The sequence below is a fragment of the Sinorhizobium sp. 22678 genome (genome assembly GCF_052044265.1).
In the GTDB taxonomy this organism is placed as follows: Bacteria; Pseudomonadota; Alphaproteobacteria; order Rhizobiales; family Rhizobiaceae; genus Sinorhizobium; species Sinorhizobium meliloti_A.
Genome location: NZ_JBQEMS010000012.1, coordinates 141574 through 165043, shown reverse-complemented (window position 1 = coordinate 165043; position 23470 = coordinate 141574). Strand labels below are relative to the sequence as shown.

Here is a 23470-nt window from a genome sequence, read left to right as displayed (position 1 = left end):
CTTCCTCCGTTACGCAAAAAAAGCGACGCGAAATTCAATGACTGCCCGAAATAATTCCCGGCATTGACCCCCTCATCTTCGTTGAAAACCTGCCGCAGGGATGGCCGGCGTTTTGCGGATAAAGTCGGCTATCGCTTCCGCGCGCATCGGCATGCCCAGAAAATATCCCTGCAGGCGATCGCAGCCTTCATTCCTGAGCCAGGCTGCTTGCTCCGCGGTCTCCACTCCTTCGGCGGTAACATCCATGCCGAGGCCGTGGGCGAGCGCGATGATGGAGCGCACGATCGTCTGGCTCTTCTCGTCCCTTTCCAGGTCCCTAATGAAATATTGGTCGATCTTGATCGTGTCGAAGGGGAAATTCTTCAGGTAGCTCAGCGACGAATAGAAGGTGCCGAAATCATCAAGCGAAATCTGCACGCCTAATACATTCAAAGTATTGAGCGTATCGAGGTTGTTGGTCGTACGCTCCAGAAGCACCGACTCGGTGATTTCGAGCTCGAGACGGTCTGCGCGCATGCCGACCAGGTCGAGCGTCTGGGCCACGCGGTCCGTAAGCCCCTCGTGAAGGAATTCGGCGGGAGAGAGATTGACGGCGATCGTGAAGTGGGACGGCCAGTCCATGGCAGCCCGGCACGCCCGCTCCAGCAGCCATCGCCCGATATCGCTCATCAAACCGTCGGCTTCCGCCATCGGAATGAAGACACTCGGAGGGATGATGCCGACCAGTGGGTGACGCCAGCGCAAAAGGGCTTCGAAGCCGACCACCGCCGAGGAGGGCTTCACCAAGGGCTGATATTCAAGGAAGAACTGCCCCTCCTGAAGGGCGGTGCGCAGGCTTCGGCGCAACATTTCCCTTTGTTCCAGCACCATGAGCATCGAGCGGCTGAACGTGCTTGACCGGCCCCGACCGTCCTTCTTCGCAGCATAAAGCGCGATATCGGCAGCTTTCATCAGTTGCTCGACCTCGTTGCCGTCCGCCGGCGCGACGGCAATTCCGACGCTTGCTCCGACGAAGACGTTGATGCCCTCGACCGTGAACGGTTCCTTGAACGCGTTGATCAGTGCGTCTGCCAGACGTTCTGCTTCGCTCGGCTGATCGGCCCTCCACTGAATGACCGCGAACTCGTCCCCGGCCAGACGGTAGGCGAATTCCCGATCCCTCAGGACGCTCCTGATCCGGTCCGCCGCCATCTTGAGAACGGCGTCGCCTGCCCCGTGTCCCAATGTGTCGTTGATCGGCTTGAAATCGTCGAGGTCGATCTGCATGAGCGCCAATCGGACGCCGTTAGGCACAGGCAATGCGCCCCGCAGCTGATCGCTGAACTGCCGCCGGTTAGGCAACCCAGTGAGAACGTCATGGGTCGCCTGATGCAGGAGAAGAGCACGATCGCTCTCGCCCTGACTGAACGCTTCGCGGTAGGTGGAACTGCTTTCAGCTTCGACGACCCCGATGCCGCGCGCACTGCGGAAAATGACGAGCGTGCGTCGGCTCCCGGTCGATGCATGGGCAATCTCGACGGTTCGCGGCAATCCGCTTGCGACGACGAATTCGACGGCGGACTTCGGTCCGGGCGCCAGCAGTTCCGGATAGATGTGCCAAAGGGACGCCTCGACGAGAGAATCGACGGCATAGGTCTGTCTGTGCCGCGGCGTGCATTCGACGAGCTGAAAACTCGCGTCATAAAGCGAGACAAGTTCGTCGGAACCGGCGAAAAAGTCGGACTCGACGGAAGATGAAGCAGGCAGTGTCGTATCGCCGTCCGGCATCCTCGCCTTTCCTTCCGTTCCGTGTCGCCCGAGCAAGCCCCTGAGGCTACAGTTCGCTATCTTCGATGCAACCCTGCCATTCCCAGAAAAATTATCGCGGAACGTGTCGCGGTCAATGGCGCACGACTGCAGAGAGTTAATTTGCGTGATTCCGGCGGAAAGATGGCTAAGGGTTGAACTCGGCTGCGGGCACGCAGCCGCGGCCGATCCATCTTGTCTCGATGGACCGGTTTCCGGACGCTACGGCGCAAGGATCAACTTCTCGCGGCAGGCAGACCATAGGTCGCGTGCGAGAGAGCCCGCTCTATGCCGCGCAATTCTGCGAGCCCTTTCAGTCGGCCGATCGCCGGATAGCCGGGCTGGGCCCCACGGGAGAGGTCGTCGAGAATCTCCTGCCCGTGATCCGGCCGCATCGGAATCTGGTGGTCCGCCCGTCCGGCGGCGCGCCGCCGCTGCTCTTCCTTGAGCAGTTCGGCAATGACCGCCACCATGTCCGTGTCGCCCTGCAGATGCTCGTCCTCGTAGAAGGAACAGGGTGTCCGTTCCTCCTCGCGATGGACGTTGCGCAGGTGGACGAAATGAATTCGGGACGCGAACTGGCGGGCCATGGCCGGCAGATCGTTGACGGCAAGGGCGCCGAGAGAACCCGTGCAGAGGGTGACACCATTGGCCGGGCTGTCGACCTCCCGCAGCATGAAGGCGTAATCTTCGGCGTTCGAGAGAATGCGCGGCAGGCCGAGCAGCGCCCAGGGCGGATCGTCGGGATGGGCACAGATGTTGATGCCCGCCCGTTCCGCCACCGGCGTCACTTCCGCGAGGAACTCTACAAGGTGACGCTGCAGTTTTTCGCGACCGACGCCGTCATAGGCGCGCAGATGCTCTCGAAGCTGCGGCAGACTGTAGCCGTCGGCAGAGCCGGGAAGCCCCGCGCCGATATTGCGGGAGAGCGCGAGCCGCCGCTCCTCGGTCATTTCACGAAACCGCCGCTCGGCCGCCTCCACCGTCGGCGCGTCGTAGTCCTCGTAAGCGCCCGGCCGCTCAAGGAGATGGAGGTCGAAGGCCGCAAAGTCGATCCGGTCGAAGCGCATCGCCTTGGCGCCGTGGCGCGCGGTCCAGCGCAGATCGGTGCGGGTCCAGTCGAGGACCGGCATGAAATTGTAGCAAACCGTGTGGATGCCGGCGGATGAAAGACGACGCAGCGTTTCCTGCCAATTGGCGATGTGCTCGCGCCAGGGACCGGTCTGAGTCTTGATGGACTCGGAAACGGGCACGCTTTCCACAACCTCCCACTCCAACCCGCCTGCGCGGACCTCCTCCTGCCGCTTGCCGATCTCTTCAACGGGCCAGACGTCGCCGGTCGGAATATGGTGCAGCGCGCTTACGATCCCCTGCGCACCGGCTTGCGCTGCATCTTGAACGCTCACCCGGTCCACCGGCCCGAACCAACGCCATGTATGTCGCATGTGAACTCCTCAGGAAAGAAATGTCAGCTGCACCTTGCAGGCGGCGGATCGATCGCCGGCCTGCTCGAAGGCCCGAACCGCCTCGTCGACCGGAAACTGATGGGAAATGATCGGCCGCACGTCGATCCGGCGATTAGAGATGAGCGCGACGGCAATGGCGAATTCTCGGTCGAACCGCTGCGATCCGACGAGCCGCAATTCCTTGCCGACCAGCGAATGGAGCGGCAGGTTGATTTCGCCCGTCACGCCGACCTGTACGATCGTGCCGCGCGGCCGAACTGCCGCGACCGCGCTGCGCAGTGCCGGTTCGGCGGCCGAGCACTCGAAGGCCACATGGAACTGGCCCTTGTCGGCCTCGTAGGCGGCAAGACCAGCCGGATCGCGACGCACATTGACGGTGCGGGTCGCGCCCATGGCCCTCGCTCTGTCGAGTGCCGCATCGGCCAGATCCGTTACCACGATCTCATCGGCTCCCGCATGGCGCGTCGCCGCCACCACGAGCGCGCCAATCGGCCCCGCTCCGGTGACGAGTATCTTCTTTCCCCTGATTTCGCCGGCCTGGGCGACCGCGTGAAGACAGACCGCCAGCGGCTCGGCGCAGGCTGCCTCGCCAGGGCTGACCAGCGAGCCCGCTGGATGACATTGGACGGCCGGAACCACCAGCCAGTCGCGGAACATGCCCTGCGTGTGGGGGAGACGCATTGCACTGCCCAGGAAGCGCATATCGAGGCAGTGGACCGGGAGGCCTTCGCCGCAAAAGCGGCAGGTCCCGCAAGGCTGGCTCGGGTTGACCGCCACCAAATCATCGACAGCAAGGCCGGAGACGCCGGCCCCGAGCGCCGCGACGCGGCCCGAGGCCTCGTGGCCGGGTATGATCGGCTCACGAACCCGGACGGGCCCGAATCCCCCGTCCCGGTAATAGTGAAGATCCGAGCCGCAAATGCCGCCTGCGGCCATCTTCAAAAGCACCTCGCCATCCCCCGGCGCAGGAACGTCGGCGACTTCCAGCCGAAGATCACGTGGGCCGTAAAGCCGGGCAAGGCGTGTGCGCATGGGTGCTCCCGACATCAGCGGATCAGTCCCACGGACTGCGGCAGCCACAATACCACAGCCGGAACGAAGGTGATCAGAATGAGAGCGATGAACAGCGGCACAAGCCATGGCAGGATCGCCATCGTCGTTCGCTCGACCGAGAGCTTCGCCACCCGCGACAGTACGAAAAGCACCATGCCGAGCGGCGGGTGAAGCAGGCCGATCATCAGGTTGAGCGTCATGATCAGGCCGAAATGCACGGGATCGATACCGAACTGGGCGGTCAATGGCAGAAGGATGGGCACCAATATGGTGATTGCCGCGATCGTATCGAGAAAACAGCCGACGAAGAGCATCAGAAGGTTCACCAGGATGAGGAAAACCCATTTGTTGTCGGTGATCGTCAGGATCGCGCCGGAGAGCATCTGCGCGGCCTGACTGACCGTCAGGAGCCATGCGAAGATCGACGCCGCCGTGACGATGAAGAGCACCGATGCCGTCGTCTCGATCGTGTCGAAGGTCGCACGGGCAAGCGTCGACATCGTCATCGTGCGGTAGCGGACCAGCCCCAGGAACAGCGACCAGATCACGGCGGCGACGGCCGCTTCCGTCGGCGTGAACCACCCCATGGTCATGCCGCCGATCAGAATGATTGGCGTCATCAGCGCCATGACGGCGGAAAAGTCGAAATACCAGTCGAGGGCCAGCAGCACCACGAGCGCGATGCCGACCGCAAGGTTCATCGACAGTCCGGCCGCCATCAGGAGATAGATGAGAAGCGGAACGGCAAGCACGACCACGACCTCGAGCGATGCCGCAAGCAGCCGCTTCAATTCGAAAGGCGTATCCGAGCCCCAGCCGCGCTTATAGGCGAAGATCGCCACCGTCAGCATCATCAGCACCGTCATCACCACGCCCGGCACGACACCGGCCATGAACAGCGCCCCGATGGAGACGTTCGCCATCATGCCGTAGATGACGAAGGGCAGCGACGGTGGGAAGATCGGACCAAGTGTCGCCGAAGCGGCGGTAACGCCGACCGCCGCATCGACCGGATAGCCGTGATCCTTCATCGCCTTAATCTCGATCGTCCCGATGCCGGCGGCGTCCGCAAGCGCGGTGCCCGACATCCCCGAGAAGATCACCGAGCCGACGATGTTGACCTGTGCCAGCCCGCCCTTCATCCAGCCGACGAGGGCGACCGCGAAGGAATAGATGCGGCCGGTGACGCCGGCGGAGTTCATGAGGTTGCCGGCCAGGATGAAAAAGGGCACCGCAAGCAGCGGAAAGCTTTCGACGCCCGCAATCATCCGCTGCGCCGCGATGATGTCGGGCGCGACATTGTAGGAAACCAGATAGAGGACTGACGCTGCAGCCATGGAGATGGCGACGGGAACGCCGACCAGCATGAGGACGAGAAAGGAACCGACGAGCAGGAGCATGGGGATCAGTCCTCGACCTTGTGGAATTCTTCGGGCTTTTCGAGAACCGAATAGCCGCGGCGCTGATTGGCCACGAAGACCTGGATGGAGCGGATCAGCATCAGCACGAAACCGGCCGTCACGCTATAGAAGACGATGTTGCGCGGCAGATCGACGGTGACCATACGTTCATGGGCGACGATCGCCACGTAGCGCCACATCAGCCAGCAGGCATAGGCGAAGAAGACGATCCGCACCAGATCCACGAAGATCGCCAGGGCACGGGCGACGGTCGGCGGCAGATAATGATAAAGCACGTCGACCTGGATGTGGCGCGACAGGCGCACGCACATGACGGAGCCCAGAAACACGACGCCGATCAGGCAGTTCGTGGCGATCTCCTCCGTCCAAGCATAGGAGTCGTTGAGCACGTAACGCGTGAAGAACTGCAGGAACACGCATCCGGTCATCAGCCAGAAGACGGCGAGCGTCACCCAATCCTCGAAGGCATAATTGGAGAGATCCGCGGCTGGCGGAGCCTCTTCGAAGGCATGGGCGATTTCTTCGGGCGTCGTTTGCAAATGGACTTCCTGGGACATGGCATCATCCGGCGTCTGGAAAAACGAAACGCCGGCCCGCCATGGAGGGCGAGCCGGCGAGAGTGGTTCACTTGATGGCGCGGATGGCCTCCCAGTCTTCCTTGTTGTAGCCGAAGTCTTCGAGCTTCACCTTTTCATTGACGGTCTTCTCGAAATCGGCCCTGTCGACCTCGGTCACTTCGATGCCACGCTCCTTGAAGGTGGCCACGAGCTCCTTTTCGCGCTCTTCGATGATCTTGGTAGCACGCACGGCCGCCTCCTGCATCACCTCGGTGAAGATCTGCTTGTCGGCATCGGAGAGCTGCGACCAGAGGTTCTTCGAAACGACCGTGTTCAGATGATCGACGATGTGGCCCGTCAGAACGATATGTTTCTGCACTTCGAAGAACTTCTTCGCCTCGATCGTCGTCAGCGGATTTTCCTGAGCCTCGACGGTGCCGTTCTGGAGCGCGAGATAGACCTCGGCAAAGGCGATCGGGGTGGTGTTGGCACCGCAGGCCCGCGGCATGGCGAGATATGCCGGTACGTCCGGCACACGCATCTTCAGGCCTTGCATGTCGGCGCATTTGGCAATCGGCCTGTTCGATGTGGTGTGGCGCGTACCGTAATAGGTGACGGCGGTGATATGGTTGCCCGAGGCCTCTTCATATCCCGCGGCCAGACGCTTGAATACGTCGCTCTTGGTATAAGCGATCATATGGGCGGGGTCGCGGAAGATATAGGGAAAATAGGTGACGCCGATCGGCGCATAGTCGCGCGCGGCGAAGCTCGAGCCTGAAATGATTATATCGACGGTGCCGAGCTTCAGGCCCTGATTGATATCCGCTTCCTTGCCGAGCTGCGACGCCGGGAACACGTCGATCTTGTAACGCCCCTCGGTGCGTTTGGCGATCTCTTCCGCCGCCCAGACGGACTCGGTATGGAACGGCTCCGACGTTTCGTAGACATGGGCCCATTTGAGCGCCGTTTGCGCATGAGCCGATAGAGCTGATGCCAGGATGGTCGCGGTGGCACCGAGTAGCGTCAGCAGTCTGATCGTCATCTTTTTCCTCCCAAAGTGAAATCGTCGCTGTGTGGATTACCGCCCGACGCGCCTCCACGCGGCGGGTATCGTGCTGTCTGACGGCTCCTCATCGAAGCTCGCGGACAGGCGAAGCTGAGACTGGTCGAGATGCGCCCGCATGGCTGCGCGCGCGGCGGCGGGATCCCCGAGCGCGATCGCGTCGCGGATGACGCGATGCTCCTCCATCGCTGCCCGCCAGGTCTCGGTGTTTTCGAAATAGCTCGCCAGCTTTTCGAAATAGGGCGTCATGCGCATGTCGTGGATGCTGCCGACGAAGCGGTTCAGAGTCGCATTGGCAATGATGCTCGAGACGATGACGTGAAACTCGCGATCGATCGCAAGCGCGAGGCGGCGATCCTCGAGTGCGGCGGCCATCCGGGCAAGATTATCGTCGAGAACGGAAATATGCTCCGGGCGTGCCAGCCGCGCCGCTTCCTCGGCGATGGCGCATTCGACCACGGCCCTGGCCCGCAGCAGTTCGAAAGGGCCTTCGAAATCCTCGGGCGGCGCATCGGCCGCCGGCGCCGGACGCGCCGTTACATAGATGCCCGAACCCATGCGGATGTCGATGAAGCCTTCCACTTCGAGCACTATCAGCGCTTCTCGGATGGTGGGTCGCGAAACGCCGAACATCTGCGCCAGCTCGCGCTCCGCCGGAAGCCGCGACCCGTGCGCCAGTTCGCCCCTTTCGATTAGGGCTCGCATCTGATCCGCCACCTGGCGATAGAGGCGACGCGATTCCACGGCAGAGAACATCATGATCCCCGTTGAGGCGACCTGCGGCCAGGTGGCCAAGTGGTCATACCAATCGCTACACATTACTCGTGCTTGCGTTCGTGTCAACGGTGACCGCTGCCTCATGACAAGTACCGCCTCCAACAAAAATGCCCGGCAGAATGCCGGGCAGTCGGCAGGGAATTGGCTATCCCTGCAGGGGAAGTGGATATCGCGACGCACGGATCCGCGGACCACGACGGCCCGGCGGAGCGTCGATCCGAACGGGCTATTGCGCAAGCGCGCCGGCCGGGACACCTCGGTCGGCCTCGCGCTTGATCTGCCGGATCGAGACATTCATCCAGACCATGGAAACGGCTACGATGACGAAGAGCAGCATGAAGCAGCTGGACCAAAGGCCGGTCACATCCTTAAGGAAGCCGAAGGCGATCGGCAGGACGAAGCCACCGAGCCCGCCCATCATGCCGACGATGCCGCCGACGGCGCCCACATGGGAGGGATAATAGACGGGTATGTGCTTGTAGACCGCCGCCTTGCCGAGGCTCATGACGAAGCCGAGCACGAAGGTTACGACGACGAAGACGATTGGGGTCACCAGGATCGGCATCGCACCGCCGGCCGCACCTGCGGGTATCGACAGAATGGCCGTCGCGACGGCAGACACGGCGAACATCGCATACATGATCTTGCGGGCCCCGAGCTTGTCCGACAAAGCGCCGCCATATGCGCGGAAGATGCTGCCGGGAATGGAATAGGCGGCGGCGATCATGCCCGCAGTCTCGATGTCGAAACCGTAGACGCCGACGAGATAGCGCGGCAGCCAGAGCGCGAGCGCCACGAAACCACCGAATGAAAAGAAGTAGTAGAGCGAGAAGCGCCAGACCTGAACGTTCTTGAGTGGCTCGAATTCTCTAAGGAAGCTCTTCCTGGGCGCACCAACATCGCGGCGGGCGCGGAATTGCGGATCGTCTTCCGTCGAGAGCCAGAAGACAACCGCCGTGACGAAAAGCGCGGCCGCCCAGACCTGCGCGACGGCCTGCCAGCCGAAGGCGACGAGAACGAATGGCGCCAGAAATTTCGTGACCGCGGCTCCGACGTTGCCGGCACCGAAAATCCCGAGGGCCGTGCCCTGTTTTTCCGGCGGAAAGAAGGGCGAGACATAGGCGACCCCAACGGCAAAGGAGCCTCCCGCCAGTCCGACGCCGAGCCCTGCAAGGAGCATCTGCGGATAGGTCGTGGCATGAGCGAGCAGGAAGGTGGCGAGTGCTGCCGCCAGCAAGGTGATCGTGTAGACGAGGCGGCCGCCATAGCGGCTGGTCCAGATGCCCAGCACGATGCGGACGAGCGAGCCGGTCAGGATCGGCATGCCGATCAGGAGCCCGAACTCGGCTTCGCTCAGGCCCAGTTCATCCTTTATGCGCACGCCGATGATCGAAAAAATGGTCCATATGGCGAAACAGATCGTAAATGCACCCGTTGAGACCCACAAGGCGCGTCCTGATGCGCCCTTATAGGTCGACTGCGTCTGGTGAAGAGCGGACATGATATCTCCCTGCGCGATACCTCGCGCGATACGCGTCGTTGATCATGGGAATAGCCGCGAGCAGGCATCGCACTCACCCAAAGGGGTGCGTCGATCCTCTCCGGCAACCTTGCTCATGGCGCGCGACATTGGGCGCCACCGGTGGCTTGCTCGGGCTCAAAGGATTGGATGCAAGCAGCGTGCCAAACCGAAATTCACGGAAGGCGGGAGAGAATTCAAAAGATTAGCGGGCGCGCGTTTCATGTACCCTGCCGGCATGGCCAAATATTGGGCCGCGCGCCACGTCATGCCCAATTATCGTGCAGGCCGCATTTGCGCTTCGCAGACAGGCAAAGACCCGCCGTCCGGAGCAAGTCCGGAGGCGGGTCCCTTGCAAGAAGTCCTACGACTCCGGGCTGGACTAGATCTATACCTCGACACCCAGGACTGCGCAGCAGTCGCCCGACTTGATCAGCCCGGGGTTATGTCGGGCCACCAGAACGCCATCCATCTTGGCTCGAACCTCGATCGGTGCGACACCGGTGCGTCCGATCGGATAGATGCACGCGATCACTGCGCCGCGGTCGACCGCTTCGCCAAGGTCGATGAGGAACTCGACGAGACCGCCATCCTCGGCGAAAGCGAAACAATCGTCGCTGGGCATGTCCAGCCATTTGGTGGGTCCCGCCTCGATCTCGCCCTTGAGTATCCCGGCATGCCTCAGCACGTTCGCTACGCCGCGCTTTGCAACCGAAGCGGTCCGGGCAGTCGCCGAACCGCCACCGCCGAGCTCCGTCGTGATGAAGATCTTGCCCATCTCCTCGGCCGCGGTGTCGTACATTCCGACCGCGTCGATCTCCAGCATCTTCATGGAATAGGGCGCCCCGAACGCCCGGACGAAGTCGAAAGCTTTCGCTTCCTGGGCCTTGTCGGGCAGGATGTGCGCCGCACAGAAAGGCAGGAAGTCGAGCGTCTTTCCGCCCGAATGGAAATCGAGCACGATGTCGGCGAGCGGCAGCAGGACACGCTGGAAGTAATCCGCGATTTTCTCGGTGACCTTTCCATCCGGCCTCCCCGGGAAGCTGCGGTTCATGTTGCCCTTGTCGATCGGCGACGTCCGCGTCTGCGCCTGGAAGGCCGGGTAATTCATCGCCGGAACGATGATCACCCTTCCCTCGACGTCAGCCGCATCCAGCTTGCGGGCGAGATCGAAGAGCGCGATCGGCCCCTCGTATTCATCGCCGTGATTGCCGCCCGTGAGGAGGGCAGTCGGGCCCTGCCCGTTCTTGACCACGGTAATCGGAATCATCACCGAACCCCACGCGGAATCATCGCGACTATAGGGAAGGCGCAGGAAGCCGTGCTGGACGCCATCGGCCTCGAAATCGACCGTCGCGCTGATCGGCGACGGCCGCAAGTGGTGCTCCCTCATGCTCTCAGTCCTTGACCATCAGCTTGCGCGGCACGGAGGCGAGGCACTCGACACCGCTCTCGGTGATGAGAATGCTCTCGGTGGTTTCGAACCCCATATCCTCGAGCCAGAGCCCCGTCATGAAGTGGAATGTCATCCCCGGCTTCAGTTCCGTCTTGTCGCCCGGACGCAGGCTCATCGTGCGCTCGCCCCAATCCGGCGGATAGGAAAGACCGATCGGGTAGCCCGTGCGGTTGTCCTTGACGATCCCGTATTTCTTCAGCACGGCGAAGAAGGCGTTCGCGATGTCCTCGCAGGTGTTGCCCGGCTTGGCGACGGCGAGCCCTGCCTCCATGCCCTCGATCGTCGCCTTCTCGGCGTCCAGAAAGGCCTGGGTCGGCTTACCCAGGAACACCGTGCGCGACAGCGGCACATGATAGCGGTTGTAGCAGCCGGCGATTTCGAAGAAGGTGCCCTCGCCCCGCTTCATCGGCCGGTCGTCCCAGGTGAGATGCGGCGCGGATGCCTCGACGCCGGAAGGAAGAAGCGGCACGATCGCCGGATAGTCGCCGCCGATGCCGTCGACGCCGCGCGTACCCGCATCGTAGATTTCCGCCACCAGGTCGCACTTGCGCATACCCACTTCGATCTTCTCGAAGATGCGCTGATGCATGGCTTCGACGATCCGCGCCGCGTTGCGCATGTATTTGATCTCGGTCTCGCTCTTGACCGCACGCTGCCAGTTCACCAGCGCCGTGGCGTCGCTGAAACGCGCATTGGGCAGGTGTTTCTGCAGCGAGGCGAAGGCGGCCGCCGAGAACCAGTAATTGTCCATTTCGACACCGATGCTGAGCGAACCAAAGCCGCGATCGGCGAGAATGCCCGAGAGATAGTCCATCGGGTGGCGTTCGGTCGACTGCACGTAATGGTCGGGATAGCCGACGATATTCTTGTGATCGAGATAGGCAGTCAGCTTCGCGCCATTCGCATCCTGGCCGCGGCCGAACCAGATCGGTTCGCCCGAAGGCGGCACGATGACCGCCTGATGCACGTAGAAGGACCAGCCGTCATAGCCGGTGAGCCAGGCCATGTTGGAAGGATCGCTCACGATCAGGAGGTCGACGCCTTTCGCCTCCATCGCCTTTCGGGTCTTCGCAAGCCGCGCTTCATATTCTCCAAGGGAGAATTTGAGGTTGGGTTGGGTCATGTCTCTTCCCTCGTTCTTCCGGCCCCTTGCAGGGTGCCGGTCTCAACTTTCCAATGTGGTGCCTGCGTCCGCCGCGTTGGCCCGCGCGAAGGCGAGCGTGGCGATGGCTGTGTCCTGGATGCCGGTGCCGGTCAGGTCGGCAATGGTGATCTCGTCGGCGCGCGTGCGTCCGGGTTTCAGACCGGCGATCACCTGGCCGAGTTCAGGGAACTCGGCCTCCGCCGACACGAGATGAGCGGCAATCGCGTGATGCAGCTCGCCGAGCCTGCGTGTCTGTTTGAGGCTGTCGGCGACGTAAGTCGCGCGGGCGATCGCATGCGGGTCCAGTTCGTTCTTGTGTTCGGCGTCCGAACCCATGGCCGTGACGTGCTGCCCCGGCTCGAGCCATTCGGCCTTGAGGACCGGCGTCTCCGACGGCGTCGTGGTGACGATGATGTCGGCACCTGCGATGGCCGCTCTCGGATCGGTTTCGGCTTTGATCGGAAAGCCGAACTTCCCGGCAAAAGCAGCGGCCGCGGTTTCAGCCTTGGCCGCATCGCGGGCCCAGATGCGTGCTTCCCGGATCGGGCGCACGAGCGCGAGCGCTTCGAGCTGAAGCCTTGCCTGCATGCCGGCGCCGAAGACCGCGGCCACCGAGGAATCTTCCCGCGACAGATGTTTCGCCGCGACCGCCCCTGCCGCCGCCGTACGCACGTCGGTCAGATAGCCGTTGTCGAGCAGCAGTGCCTGCACCAGCCCGGTTTTGCTGGACAGAAGCACCATCAGACCGTTGGTGCTCGGCAGGCCGATCTTCGGATTGTCGAAGAAGCCCGGGCTGATCTTGATCGCAAAACCGTCGAGCCCCGGCACATAGGCCGTCTTGACGTCCACCTCGCCGCGATGCTCCGGAATATCGAGCCTCAGGATGGGCGGCATCGCCACCGCCTTGGTGGCGAGAGCGCGGAACGCATCCTCAACGCAGGCAACCGCTTCGCGATCGAGCGGCACGATGCGCCGCAGTTCCGCCTCGGTCAGTATTTTCATCCGTGTCATGCCGTCTCCTCGCGGAATGGATCCGTTTCGCCGTTCATCACGCGCAGATGCAGGTCCATGTCGACGTTGCGCCCCGAGAGAATGACCGCGATGGGACCGTCGACGTCCTTGATCTTGCCGGCGAGAAGCGCCGCAATGCCGACGGCGCCCGCCCCTTCGACGATCTCGCGCTCCTCGGCATAGGCGTGGCGCATGCCGGCGGCGATTTCGGCTTCCGTCAGAAGGATGATGTCGTCGAGGAGGTCCCGGCACATGCGGAACGTGACGCGATTGTCGAGGCCGATGCCGCCGCCGAGCGAATCCGCAAGGCTCGGCTGTTCGTCGACGAGCACGGGTGTGCCGGCGGCGAAGCTCGCCTTCATCGCCGCGCCGCGCTCCATCGTCAGGCCTATGATACGGGTCGCCGGTCTTCGCGCCTTGACGGCTGCCGCCACCCCGGCCGCCAGCCCGCCACCCGAGACGGGTACAAGCACCATGGCAACGTCCGGCATCTGCGCCACGACCTCGAGCCCGAGCGTCCCCTGTCCTGCGACGATCGCCGGATGGTCGAAGGGCGGCACCATCACGAGACCATTTTCCGCAACGAGCCGTTCGACTTCTTCCTGCGCCTCGTCCTGGGAATTGCCGACAATCCGCACATTGGCGCCGAGGCGTCTGATTTCGGAGACCTTGTTCACGGGCACCAGGTGCGACATGCAGATTGTAGCGACCGAGCCTTCCGCCTTTGCAGCATGGGCAAGTGCCCGGCCATGATTGCCGGTCGAGGCCGCGATCACGCCGAGCGCCCGGTCGCCGGCAGAAAGCGAAAGCACCGCATTGGTCGCGCCGCGCAGCTTGAAGCTTCCGGTCGTCTGGTGGTGCTCGAGCTTCAAGCCGACCGGCACGCCGCAGAGCTCGCTCAACGAGCCCGACATTGCCAGCGGCGTCGTAAGTACACGGCCGGAAATGCGTCGTGCCGCCACCTCGATGTCGTCGATCGTTACGGGAAGAGAAGCGCTCACGGCCTTTCCCCCTCGAGTGGCAGCTCCATCAGCCGTCCGAGTTGCGGGCGTGCTTCCCGATCGCCGCAAAGGCGGAGGCAAGCCCAGGCGGTGGCGTAATTGCTGCTGACGACCGGCTTGCCGATCGCCTGCTCGATTTCGGCGATGACGCCTGCCGCGCGAACGGCAGTACAGGAAATGAAAAGCGCGTCCGATTCCGGCGCTGCCGCATCCTTTGCGAAGGCCACGATCTCCTTCGGGCTGATCCGCGCCATCTCACGGTCGTCGGTAAGACCCAGGCAGGTAAACCTGTCGATTGCGAAGCCGCGCTCGGCGAAATAGTCGGCCATGGGCCGGCTGGTCTCGATCGTGTAAGGGGTGAGCACCGAAATCCTGTTTGCATCCAGTGCACGCAAGCCTTGGACCGAAGCGGCCGTCGGCGTCACGACGGCCGCCTCCGGCTTTGCGGCCTTGATCGCCGCAGCCACCTCCCTGTCGCCGATGACCACGGAGGCCGAGGTGCAGGAATACATGACGACGTCCAGGGTCTCGTCCGGCAGGATCAAGGCTGCCGCTTCGGTGAGCGACGGCTGCATCGCCCGCAGATTCTCCGGCGTCACCGGATTGGCGTAGGGGATACGGGTGACATAGACCCCGATCCGGTCCGACGCGACCATGCGCTGGAAATCGACTTCCGTCGTATGGTCGGTGGCGAGGATGACGAGGCCGATCCGCTTGTCGAGCGGCCGCTCGTCGAGACGCGGCCTGCGCGCCGCAAGCGAGAGGGCGACAAGGGTTCTCATCAGCGCTCCTCCACCCGGGAATATCGCTCTTCGAGCCAGCGCAGGAAGAAGACCGAGATCAGGCTCATGATCAGGAAGAACACCCCGACCAGCGTCATTGGCTCGATATAGCGATAATTGCTGTTGGCGATGCTCTTTGCCTGGTTCATAAGTTCGAGCACCGTGATTGCCGAAAGCAGGGGTGTCTCCTTGAACATGGCAATCAGGTAATTGGCGAGCGCCGGTATCATCGGCGGAATCGCCTGCGGCAGGATCACGTGTATCCAGGTCTGCCGGGTCGTGAGGTTCGCCGCTTTGGCCGCCTCCCATTGTCCGCGCGGCACGTTCTCGATGCCGGCACGATAGACCTCGGCGGCATAGGTGCCGTAGTGGATGCCGAGACCGATGACGCCGGCGACCAGCGCAGGCAGGCGGATTCCGATGTCCGGAAGCACATAGAAGATGAAGTAGAGTTGCACGAGCAGCGGCGTTCCGCGGATGAACTCGACGGCAAAGCTCGTGACACGCGCTATCGGAGCCGGTGCGGTCATCCGAAGGATGGCGAAGACAAGACCGATCACCGCTGCGACCACCGAGCCGAGCGCCGTCGCGAGGATCGTGATCTTCAGCCCCTCGATGAGGGTCGGCATGATCTGGCGGACGAATTCCCAGTCCCATTCCATGGTCAGACCCTCACACCGTCGAGGCCGCGGGAAACGCGCCTCTCGAGCCACCGCATGCCGAGCGAGATCAGCCAGGCCATGACGAAATAAAGCAGCAGGATGGTCGCGAACGGGATCAGCGTGCTGCCGGTCTGGGCGCGGACCACCTGGGCCTGAAACGTCATGTCGCTGAGCGAGATCAGCGAGACGACCGCCGTTCCCTTCAAGAGCTCGATGGCGTTGTTGCCGAAGGTCGGCAGCATCAGGGGCAGCGCCTGGGGCAGGACGATGTGGCGCATCGCCTGGAACCGCGTGAGGTTGAGCGCGATGCAGGCCTCGCGCTGCTCGCGGCCGATCGCCTTTACCGCGCCCCGCACGACCTCCGCTCCATAGGCGCCGACATTGAGGCCGAGCGCGAGGACGCCCGCCTGCAGCGGCGTCAGCGTTATGCCGGCGAACGGCAATACGAAATAGACCCAGAAGAGCTGCACGAAAATGGAAGTGCCGCGGAAGAATTCGATATAGGTCGTGGCAAGCGCGCGCACGGCCATGAACCGGCTGAGGCGCCCGAGGCCGGCAGCGAAGGCAACCACGACGGCGAGCGCGGAACCCATGAGGGTCAGTTGCACGGTCACCCAGGCGCCCTGCAGGATCAATCCGATATAGCCGGACCAGTCGATCATCGTTTCGTTGTTCCAGTCAGAGTTTCGGCTTGGTCGTCGCCGCCCACACCGCCTTCCTCCGCATTGTGCGAGCGGAAGGCGGCGGGAAGCCCCAGCCCGGAGCTTATTTCGCGGCGCAGAGCTTTTCGCGGGTGGTCGACATCGCAGCCTTGGCCGAGAAGCCATAGGGCTCGATGATCTTCGCGAATTCGCCCGACTCCTTCAGCTTGGCGAGCTCGACATCGAAGGCGTCGCGGAGCGCCTCGTCGCCCTTTCTGAAGGCGGCGCCGTCGCAATAGACCGGCGCACCCTCGACGGGGGCCAGCACCTCGACGTTCGGGTCGTTCGCCTTGGAGACGAGATCGTTTATCGAAAGGACCGGCAGCGAGTAGACGTCGATGCGGCCGTCCTGCAGCATCTTCAATCCGCTCTGGCCATCCGGCACCACGATGACGCGGTCGCGCGGCACGCCGGCTTCGAGCGCCAGCTTCTCCTCGGTACCGCCCCCCGGTGCGCCGATCTTGGCGTCCGGATTGTCGGCGATGTCCTTGTAGCTCTTAAGTCCGAGCGGGTTGCCTTTCTTCAGCGCGAAGGCCTCGGCGTCGCAGAGGATCGGCTGCGAATAGGCGACGGCGGCGCAGCGTTCCGGCTTCATGAAGAGACCGGCGGTGATTGCGTCATGGCGCCCCGCCTGCAGGCCCGGGATCATCGCGCCGTATTCGGAAATGGAGGCGACGACGTCGGCAACGCCGAGCCGCTTGAAGATCTCGCGCGCGACATCCGGCGCTGCACCGGAGACCTTGCCGTCGGCTCCGACGGCGGTAAAGGGCGGTTCGTTGGCGATGGCGATGCGCGCGAAGCCCTGCTCTTTCAACTCCTCGAGCTTGTTCTCGTCCGCGGCGGCTGGCGTCGCCGCAGCAACTGCCATCAACGCGGTGGCGCCTGCCGCCATTACCATGATATCTCTCAGTTTCATCGTTCCCAACTCCTCTGTTCTCTCGATGTTTTCCTTGAGGCAATGTCGGCCGTAAGGCTTAGACGCGGTGCCCTGCCGCTATGATCTTGCGCAGGAAAGTCTGTGTGCGCTCCTGCTTGGGATGCCGGAAAATGTCCTCGGGTTTTCCCTCCTCCACGATCTTGCCGCGGTCGAAGAAAAGCACCCGGTCTGCGAAATCATGGGCAAAGCCCATCTCGTGGGTGACGAGCAGCATGGTCATGTCCGTCTCGGACGCGAGCTTGCGCATGACGTTCAGGACTTCCTCCACGAGCTCGGGATCGAGCGCGGAGGTGACCTCGTCGAAAAGCATGATCTTGGGTGAGAGCGCCAGCGCCCGGGCGATCGCAACACGCTGCTTCTGCCCGCCGGAAAGCTGGGCCGGCATGCTCTTGGCCTTATCGGCCAAGCCCACCATGTCGAGCAGTTCCATCGCGCGCTTTTCCGCCGCAGCGCGCGCCATGCCCTTGGTCAGCATCGGCGCCAGCGTAACGTTGTCGAGAACGCATTTATGAGGAAACAGGTTGAAGTGCTGGAAGACCATGCCGATCTTCTCGCGCATCTTATGAAGATGCCGCTCGTCGGCAGGGACGAGGTTGCCGGCCTTCTTCATGTGATAGAGATGCTCGCCGTCGACCTGGATGAAGCCGTCGCTGATGGTCTCGAGCGTCATCAGAATGCGGAGGATGGTCGTCTTACCCGAACCGGACGGCCCGATGAGAGCCAGCTTCTCGCCCGGCATCACCTCCATCGACAGGCCGTCGAGCACGGTGAGGGAACCGTATCGCTTGACGATGTTGTCGATGCGAATGATCGGCTGGGACATTCACGCCTCTCCCTTTGAGACTGAAGCGCATGGCGTCGCTCCAGCCCGCTGCATACTTCTGGGCGCCATGCGTTAATGTCCTAACGATGATCCGGTTCCAAAATCATGTCAATCTGAATAATAATATCATGACAATTATTTGAAACATGCTCAAAAGCTGAGCATTCGCCTCAAATGACGAGGAGCAGCGCCTCGGGCTCACCGAGCGCCAGAGAGGCGACGATGCCGAGCCCGGACCTCAGCTCCAGCTCGGTCGTCGAGCCGAGCGATATCCTGACCGCCGGACGCCAGCCGCTGTCCGCCGTTCGGAAGGACGCGCCCGGCGCAATCGCGACGCCGCGCAAGCGCGCCTGGGAAACAAAGGCATCTTCCTGGTGCCCCTCGGGCAGTGGCAGCCAGACATGCAGGCTCTGCGGATGGGTGTGATGGGCAAGGCTTGCCAGAACTTCCTTGGCGATCGCATGGCGAGCGGCGAGCGCCCGGCGCTGCCAGTTCACCAGCTCGATCGCCGTTCCGTCGCTCACCCATTGCGTTGCGATCTCTGCAATCGCGGGGGTCGCCATCCAGTTGGAAACCAGATGCCGGTTGGCGACGGCGGCCACGTAGCGGTCAGGCGCCACCAGATAGCCGATCCTGAGGCCCGGCACGGTGATCTTGGTGAAGCTCGTCACATAGAGCGTGCGCTCGGGCGCCAGTGCGGCGACCGGGAGCAGGCGTTCTTCCACCAAGGGTCCGAGAATGTCGTTCTCTATGATGGCGATGTCATGCCGGCGCGCCACCTCCGCCAGCGCTGCCCGCCGCTCGGCGCTCATCAGGGTCGCGGTCGGGTTGATGACCGAGGGCTGCAGAAAGACCGCGCGGATCACGCCCTTGCGGCAGGCTTCGTCCAGCGCATCCGGGATCATGCCGTCGCCGTCTATCGCGAGACCCTGAAGGTGGATGCCGAGATAGGTCGAAAGCGGCACGAGCGTATGATGGCTGACGGCCTCCGTCGCGACTGTCGAACCGGGCGGTGCCACACTCATCAGCGCCACGGTCATGGCCGAGGTGGCGCCGTTCGTCAGGTTGATGTTGAGCGGCGAAACATCGAGCCCGCAGCGCAAGAGCCATTCGGCCGCGACATTGCGGTGACGCGGGAACACCATGTTCGGGCGGAAGGAAAGCGCGGAACTCGGCGGCAGGTTCTCGGCAAGCCAGGCAAAACCCTGCCGCATCTTTTCCAGATGGTACTGCTCGCAGACGGGCTTCAAGATCGAAAGATCGATCAATTCGCCAAGGCGTTCCGGCAAATAGGGCGGCTCCGGCTCGCGCGGCCGCGTCTGTACGAAACTGCCGCGTCCGACCTCCCCGGAGATCAAGCCGCGCCGGATGAGCTCGTCATAGGCGCGACTCACCGTCTGCACCGAGAGCTTCAGATCGTCGGCGAGCTTGCGATGCGTCGGCAGCCGCGTGCCGTTCTGGAGCCTCCCCTCCTGGATGGCGCGGGCGAACTGGTCCGCCAGAGAGAGATAGGCGGGGCGGCGCAGAAGTGTCGTGTCGGGCGTCCAATTTGTCATGATTTGAACAGTGATCAAAATCAGCTCAATTGACAATGTAAAAGTGAGCACCCAATGTCATTTCCCGACTTTGACGTGACCAACACCGACGGAAGGACCTCTTTATGAAGCTCGATGCGATCGATCTGCGGATCCTCGAAGCGATCCAGGCCGACGGGCGTATCACCAAGCTGGCGCTGGCCGAGAAGGCCGGCCTGTCGCCGACGCCCTGCTGGATGCGGCTCAGAAAGCTGGAGAAAGCCGGCATCGTCACCGGCTATCACGCCCGCGTTGCGCTGCGCCGGGTGGCGCCGGTCGCCAGCGTCATGATGGAGGTGACGCTCGGCAATCACCGCCAGGCCGATTTCGACCGGTTCGAGCGCGCCATCGCCGCGATCCCCGAGATCGTCGCCTGCTGGTCGGTCGGCGGCGGGGTCGACTATATCCTCAAGGTCATGACCGCGGACATCGATGCCTATCAGCGGCTGGTCGACGGCCTGCTCGAACGCGAACTCGGCATCGACCGCTATTTCACCTACATCGTCACGAAGACGGTAAAGGAAGAAACGGTGCTGCCGTTCGGCTCGCTGCTACCGCACGCGCCGGCAGGGCAGGAATAGTCGGCAGCGGGTGTGGCCACCCCACCGGCACGCCACATAGACAATCTCTCTCCCCATTGCCCGCGCTTTGGTCAAACTCTCTCCTCCGCCACCGCCGATTGGACAATCTATCTCGACAAGCATGGCACTCTTCCCGCAACAGTCGAGGAGAACCGATATGACCGCCGTCTTTGCGCGCACAGCCTTTCACGACGCGTTGAAAAACCTGAACGACCGGCAATTGCTGCGGGAGCTGGCCTATGTCGGCGGCCGCTGGGTTGCCGGCCGGGACGGTACATGCCTGGAGGTGAGCGACCCGGCCAGCGGCGCCGCCCTCGCCTTCGTCGCCTCGCTCGACGCTGCCCAAACCTCCGAGGCGATCGACGCGGCGGAAAAGGCATTCAGGTCCTGGCGCAACATGCTGCCGCAGGCGCGCGCCGCCATCCTGCGCAAATGGCACGACCTGATGCTCGAAGCCCGCGAGGACCTCGCCTTGTTGATGACCCTTGAACAGGGCAAGCCGCTTGCCGAGTCGCGCGGCGAGATCGATTACGCGGCATCCTTCATCGAGTGGTATGCCGAGGAAGGCAAACGCCTCAATGCCGAAAGCGTGACGAGCCATCTTGCCGGGGCCGAAATGATCGTGCGCCGCGAAGCGCTCGGCGTCGTCGGCATCGTCACGCCCTGGAACTTCCCTTCCGCGATGATCACCCGGAAGGCGGCCGCCGCCCTTGCCGCAGGCTGCACCGTGGTGGCGCATCCTTCCTCCGAAACCCCTCTTTCGGCGCTCGCCCTGGCCGAGCTCGGCGAGCGCGCCGGTCTTCCCGCAGGCGTCTTCAATGTCGTCACCGGCAAAGCCGCAACGATCGTCGGACGAATGTGCGAAGACGCACGGATACGCGCCATGAGCTTCACCGGCTCTACCGAGATCGGCCGCCTGATCGCCTCCCAATGTGCGCCCACGATGAAGCGGCTGGTAATGGAGCTCGGCGGGCATGCCCCCCTGATCGTCTTTGCGGACGCGAATGTCGAAAAAGCCGCCGATATTGCGATCGCCGCGAAGTTCGCGACATCAGGACAAGATTGCCTTGCCGCCAATCGGATTTACGTCGAGCGGCCCGTTCTCAAGGCATTCCAGGAAGCTTTTGCCGCACGAATTTCCGGCCTGAAAGTCGGCTCCGGGATGGAGCCAAACACGGATATCGGTCCGCTGATGCACGAACGCGCCGTCGCCAAGGTCGAGGAACAGGTCGCGGACGCGGTGAAGCTGGGCGCCAGGCTTGCCGTCGGCGGCAAGCGCCACGCCGCCGGGCCGCTCTTTTTCCAGCCCACCCTTCTGACGGATGTGCCCGACGACGCGCTCATCATGCGCGATGAGACCTTCGGCCCCGTCGCGGCCGTAACCGCCTTCGACAGCGAAGACGAAGTGGTCGCGCGGGCGAACGACACGGAATACGGGCTCGTCGCCTATGTCGTGACCGAAAACGGCGCCCGCCAGATGCGGCTCGCCCGCGCCCTCGAATACGGTATGGTGGCAATCAATCGGGTGAAGATCACCGGCGGCCCGATCCCCTTCGGCGGCTGGAAACAATCGGGCCTCGGCCGGGAAGGCTCCCGCCATGGCATGGAGGCCTTCACCGAGCTCAAATATCTCTGCATCGACACCGCTGCCTGACCTGGGCTGTTTCCAGCAAAACTGCGTAGCGATTTTGCGTCCGGAATTGGGTAAAAACAACAGGAAAGGGCGTTTTCGCGGTTCGGCCGAAATGCTCCGGATTTCATGAAAGGAAAGACCATGCTCGAAAGAAGCAACGAACTCACCGCCTGGGACCGCGACCACTTCTTCCATCCCTCGACCCATATGGGGATGCATGCGCGCGGCGAAACCCCGACCCGCGTGATCGGCGGCGGCGAAGGCGTCTACATCACCGATATATCCGGCAAGCGCAGCCTCGATGCCTTTGCCGGCCTCTATTGCGTCAATGTCGGCTACGGCCGCCAGAAGATCGCCGACGCGATTGCCGAACAGGCTAAGAACCTCGCCTACTACCATTCCTATGTGGGCCACGGCACCGAAGCGTCGATCCGGCTTTCCAAGATGATCATCGACCGGGCGCCGGAAGGCATGAGCCGCGTCTATTTCGGACTTTCGGGCTCTGACGCCAACGAGACCAACATCAAGCTGATCTGGTACTACAACAACATTCTCGGCCGCCCGGAGAAGAAGAAGATCATTTCGCGTTGGCGCGGCTATCACGGTTCGGGCGTGATGACCGGTTCACTCACCGGCCTTCATCTCTTCCACAACGCCTTCGACCTGCCGCGGGCGCCGATCCTGCACACAGAAGCGCCCTACTACTTCCGCCGTCCCGATCGCTCGATGGGCGAAGAGCAATTCTCGCAGTATTGCGCTGACAAGCTGGAAGAGATGATCCTCGCCGAAGGTCCCGACACCGTTGCCGCCTTCATCGGCGAGCCGATCCTCGGCACCGGTGGCATCGTGCCGCCGCCGAAGGGCTATTGGGAGAAGATCCAGGCCGTCCTTCAGAAATACGATATCCTGCTTGTCGCCGACGAGGTGGTCACCGGCTTCGGCCGTCTCGGCACCATGTTCGGTTCCGACCATTACGGCATCAGGCCTGACCTGATCACCATCGCCAAGGGGCTGACCTCCGCCTATGCGCCGCTTTCCGGCACGATCGTCTCCGACAAGCTCTGGCAGGTGCTGGTGAAGGGCTCGGACGAGCTCGGAGCCATCGGGCATGGCTGGACCTATTCGGCCCATCCGATCTGCGCTGCCGCCGGCATCGCGAACCTGGAACTGATCGACGAACTCGGCATCGTCGAGAATGCCGGTTCAACGGGTGCCTATTTCCGGACCGAACTGGAAAAGGCCGTGGGCGATCATCGCCATGTCGGCGAAGTGCGCGGCGACGGCCTGATGGCGGCGATCGAGTTCGTCGAGGACCGCGATGATCGCGCCTTCTTCGATCCGGGCCGCAAGGTCGGACCGCAGGTCGCGGCAGCGCTCCTCGAACGCGGCGTCATCGGCCGCGCCATGCCGCAGGGCGACATTCTCGGCTTCGCGCCGCCGCTCTGCCTGACGCGAGACGAAGCCGACATCGTCGTCAAGGCGGCAGCCGAAGCCATCCAGTCCGTACTCGGCCGCTGAGGAAAA

General features: G+C 62.9%; 21 protein-coding genes. 3 read left to right on the top strand and 18 right to left on the bottom strand.

All coding sequences use genetic code 11. The annotated features are described in order from the left end of the window. Window positions 1-72: 72 nt before the first annotated feature. The 18 genes from ACTJKL_RS19480 to ehuR all read right to left on the bottom strand — a co-directional run bounded on the left by ACTJKL_RS19480 (window position 73) and on the right by ehuR (window position 19714). Window positions 73-1767 (bottom strand): putative bifunctional diguanylate cyclase/phosphodiesterase, encoded by a 1695-nt coding sequence (locus ACTJKL_RS19480; RefSeq protein WP_338283232.1) that lies wholly within the window; start codon window positions 1765-1767, stop codon window positions 73-75. A 254-nt stretch (window positions 1768-2021) separates the two neighbouring features. Further along, entirely contained in the window at window positions 2022-3230 is a 1209-nt protein-coding gene (gene uxuA / locus ACTJKL_RS19475; protein ID WP_440853581.1) for a mannonate dehydratase, read from the bottom strand. Window positions 3231-3239: 9 nt separating this feature from the next. Further along, window positions 3240-4283, bottom strand: a complete 1044-nt coding sequence (locus ACTJKL_RS19470; RefSeq protein ID WP_440853580.1) for an L-idonate 5-dehydrogenase — start codon at window positions 4281-4283, stop codon at window positions 3240-3242. 14 nt (window positions 4284-4297) lie between these two features. Continuing rightward, on the bottom strand, window positions 4298-5704 hold the full coding sequence (locus ACTJKL_RS19465; RefSeq protein ID WP_379940158.1) for a TRAP transporter large permease: 1407 nt from the start codon (window positions 5702-5704) through the stop codon (window positions 4298-4300). A gap of 5 nt (window positions 5705-5709) precedes the next feature. Then, a complete protein-coding gene (locus ACTJKL_RS19460) occupies window positions 5710-6282 on the bottom strand; it encodes a TRAP transporter small permease (protein WP_379940160.1) in 573 nt (190 codons plus the stop codon). A 67-nt stretch (window positions 6283-6349) separates the two neighbouring features. Then, a complete protein-coding gene (locus ACTJKL_RS19455; RefSeq protein WP_100672345.1) occupies window positions 6350-7324 on the bottom strand; it encodes a sialic acid TRAP transporter substrate-binding protein SiaP in 975 nt (324 codons plus the stop codon). A 36-nt stretch (window positions 7325-7360) separates the two neighbouring features. After that, window positions 7361-8101: a FadR/GntR family transcriptional regulator gene (locus tag ACTJKL_RS19450; protein WP_100672572.1), complete on the bottom strand. Its 741-nt coding sequence runs from the start codon at window positions 8099-8101 to the stop codon at window positions 7361-7363. Window positions 8102-8348: 247 nt separating this feature from the next. Then, a complete protein-coding gene (locus ACTJKL_RS19445) occupies window positions 8349-9623 on the bottom strand; it encodes an MFS transporter (protein WP_440853579.1) in 1275 nt (424 codons plus the stop codon). A gap of 406 nt (window positions 9624-10029) precedes the next feature. Then, window positions 10030-11034, bottom strand: coding sequence for a N(2)-acetyl-L-2,4-diaminobutanoate deacetylase DoeB (gene doeB, locus ACTJKL_RS19440; RefSeq protein WP_440853578.1), 1005 nt, complete (start codon window positions 11032-11034; stop codon window positions 10030-10032). Between the two features lie 4 nt (window positions 11035-11038). Next, complete coding sequence (doeA, locus tag ACTJKL_RS19435; protein ID WP_440853577.1) at window positions 11039-12220, bottom strand: ectoine hydrolase DoeA; 1182 nt, start codon at window positions 12218-12220, stop codon at window positions 11039-11041. Window positions 12221-12262: 42 nt separating this feature from the next. Beyond that, entirely contained in the window at window positions 12263-13252 is a 990-nt protein-coding gene (gene eutC / locus ACTJKL_RS19430) for an ectoine utilization protein EutC (protein WP_440853576.1), read from the bottom strand. Next, window positions 13249-14253: a hydroxyectoine utilization dehydratase EutB gene (gene eutB / locus ACTJKL_RS19425; RefSeq protein WP_440853575.1), complete on the bottom strand. Its 1005-nt coding sequence runs from the start codon at window positions 14251-14253 to the stop codon at window positions 13249-13251. The genes eutC and eutB overlap by 4 nt, the downstream gene beginning before the upstream one ends. Next, on the bottom strand, window positions 14250-15035 hold the full coding sequence (eutA, locus tag ACTJKL_RS19420) for an ectoine utilization protein EutA (protein WP_440853574.1): 786 nt from the start codon (window positions 15033-15035) through the stop codon (window positions 14250-14252). Before eutA ends, eutB begins: the two co-directional genes overlap by 4 nt. Beyond that, window positions 15035-15697 carry an ectoine/hydroxyectoine ABC transporter permease subunit EhuD gene (ehuD, locus tag ACTJKL_RS19415; RefSeq protein WP_018098471.1) on the bottom strand — a complete coding sequence of 221 codons (663 nt, stop codon included), beginning with the start codon at window positions 15695-15697 and terminating at the stop codon, window positions 15035-15037. Before ehuD ends, eutA begins: the two co-directional genes overlap by 1 nt. Window positions 15698-15699: 2 nt before the next feature. Next, on the bottom strand, window positions 15700-16359 hold the full coding sequence (ehuC, locus tag ACTJKL_RS19410) for an ectoine/hydroxyectoine ABC transporter permease subunit EhuC (protein ID WP_003525889.1): 660 nt from the start codon (window positions 16357-16359) through the stop codon (window positions 15700-15702). A 103-nt stretch (window positions 16360-16462) separates the two neighbouring features. Then, on the bottom strand, window positions 16463-17314 hold the full coding sequence (gene ehuB / locus ACTJKL_RS19405) for an ectoine/hydroxyectoine ABC transporter substrate-binding protein EhuB (RefSeq protein ID WP_324764145.1): 852 nt from the start codon (window positions 17312-17314) through the stop codon (window positions 16463-16465). A 58-nt stretch (window positions 17315-17372) separates the two neighbouring features. Continuing rightward, window positions 17373-18158 carry an ectoine/hydroxyectoine ABC transporter ATP-binding protein EhuA gene (gene ehuA, locus ACTJKL_RS19400; protein ID WP_018098470.1) on the bottom strand — a complete coding sequence of 262 codons (786 nt, stop codon included), beginning with the start codon at window positions 18156-18158 and terminating at the stop codon, window positions 17373-17375. Window positions 18159-18328: 170 nt separating this feature from the next. After that, complete coding sequence (gene ehuR, locus ACTJKL_RS19395; RefSeq protein ID WP_379940181.1) at window positions 18329-19714, bottom strand: MocR-like ectoine utilization transcription factor EhuR; 1386 nt, start codon at window positions 19712-19714, stop codon at window positions 18329-18331. A 104-nt stretch (window positions 19715-19818) separates the two neighbouring features. Between ehuR and ACTJKL_RS19390 the strand changes: the two genes are divergently transcribed. The 3 genes from ACTJKL_RS19390 (at window position 19819) to ACTJKL_RS19380 (ending at window position 23464) form a co-directional block, all read left to right on the top strand. Next, window positions 19819-20313 (top strand): Lrp/AsnC family transcriptional regulator, encoded by a 495-nt coding sequence (locus tag ACTJKL_RS19390; protein WP_100672351.1) that lies wholly within the window; start codon window positions 19819-19821, stop codon window positions 20311-20313. A 157-nt stretch (window positions 20314-20470) separates the two neighbouring features. Beyond that, a complete protein-coding gene (locus tag ACTJKL_RS19385) occupies window positions 20471-21967 on the top strand; it encodes an NAD-dependent succinate-semialdehyde dehydrogenase (RefSeq protein WP_440853573.1) in 1497 nt (498 codons plus the stop codon). A 120-nt stretch (window positions 21968-22087) separates the two neighbouring features. Next, the gene (locus ACTJKL_RS19380) at window positions 22088-23464 is read left to right on the top strand and encodes an aspartate aminotransferase family protein (RefSeq protein WP_379940185.1); all 1377 of its coding nucleotides are present in this window, start codon (window positions 22088-22090) and stop codon (window positions 23462-23464) included. Window positions 23465-23470 lie beyond the last annotated feature (6 nt).

Bases quoted from the DNA above. Each gene is read 5' to 3' on its own strand.
- ACTJKL_RS19455 (WP_100672345.1), bottom strand. From the start codon at position 7,324: ATGACGATCAGACTGCTGACGCTACTCGGTGCCACCGCGACCATCCTG.
- ACTJKL_RS19385 (WP_440853573.1), top strand. From the start codon at position 20,471: ATGACCGCCGTCTTTGCGCGCACAGCCTTTCACGACGCGTTGAAAAAC.
- ACTJKL_RS19450 (WP_100672572.1), bottom strand. From the start codon at position 8,101: ATGTTCTCTGCCGTGGAATCGCGTCGCCTCTATCGCCAGGTGGCGGAT.
- eutC (WP_440853576.1), bottom strand. From the start codon at position 13,252: ATGACACGGATGAAAATACTGACCGAGGCGGAACTGCGGCGCATCGTG.
- ehuD (WP_018098471.1), bottom strand. From the start codon at position 15,697: ATGGAATGGGACTGGGAATTCGTCCGCCAGATCATGCCGACCCTCATC.
- ACTJKL_RS19380 (WP_379940185.1), top strand. From the start codon at position 22,088: ATGCTCGAAAGAAGCAACGAACTCACCGCCTGGGACCGCGACCACTTC.
- ACTJKL_RS19465 (WP_379940158.1), bottom strand. From the start codon at position 5,704: ATGCTCCTGCTCGTCGGTTCCTTTCTCGTCCTCATGCTGGTCGGCGTT.
- ACTJKL_RS19390 (WP_100672351.1), top strand. From the start codon at position 19,819: ATGAAGCTCGATGCGATCGATCTGCGGATCCTCGAAGCGATCCAGGCC.
- ACTJKL_RS19470 (WP_440853580.1), bottom strand. From the start codon at position 4,283: ATGCGCACACGCCTTGCCCGGCTTTACGGCCCACGTGATCTTCGGCTG.
- eutA (WP_440853574.1), bottom strand. From the start codon at position 15,035: ATGAGAACCCTTGTCGCCCTCTCGCTTGCGGCGCGCAGGCCGCGTCTC.
- ehuB (WP_324764145.1), bottom strand. From the start codon at position 17,314: ATGAAACTGAGAGATATCATGGTAATGGCGGCAGGCGCCACCGCGTTG.
- ehuA (WP_018098470.1), bottom strand. From the start codon at position 18,158: ATGTCCCAGCCGATCATTCGCATCGACAACATCGTCAAGCGATACGGT.
- uxuA (WP_440853581.1), bottom strand. From the start codon at position 3,230: ATGCGACATACATGGCGTTGGTTCGGGCCGGTGGACCGGGTGAGCGTT.
- ehuC (WP_003525889.1), bottom strand. From the start codon at position 16,359: ATGATCGACTGGTCCGGCTATATCGGATTGATCCTGCAGGGCGCCTGG.
- ACTJKL_RS19445 (WP_440853579.1), bottom strand. From the start codon at position 9,623: ATGTCCGCTCTTCACCAGACGCAGTCGACCTATAAGGGCGCATCAGGA.
- doeB (WP_440853578.1), bottom strand. From the start codon at position 11,034: ATGAGGGAGCACCACTTGCGGCCGTCGCCGATCAGCGCGACGGTCGAT.
- doeA (WP_440853577.1), bottom strand. From the start codon at position 12,220: ATGACCCAACCCAACCTCAAATTCTCCCTTGGAGAATATGAAGCGCGG.
- ehuR (WP_379940181.1), bottom strand. From the start codon at position 19,714: ATGACAAATTGGACGCCCGACACGACACTTCTGCGCCGCCCCGCCTAT.
- ACTJKL_RS19460 (WP_379940160.1), bottom strand. From the start codon at position 6,282: ATGTCCCAGGAAGTCCATTTGCAAACGACGCCCGAAGAAATCGCCCAT.
- ACTJKL_RS19480 (WP_338283232.1), bottom strand. From the start codon at position 1,767: ATGCCGGACGGCGATACGACACTGCCTGCTTCATCTTCCGTCGAGTCC.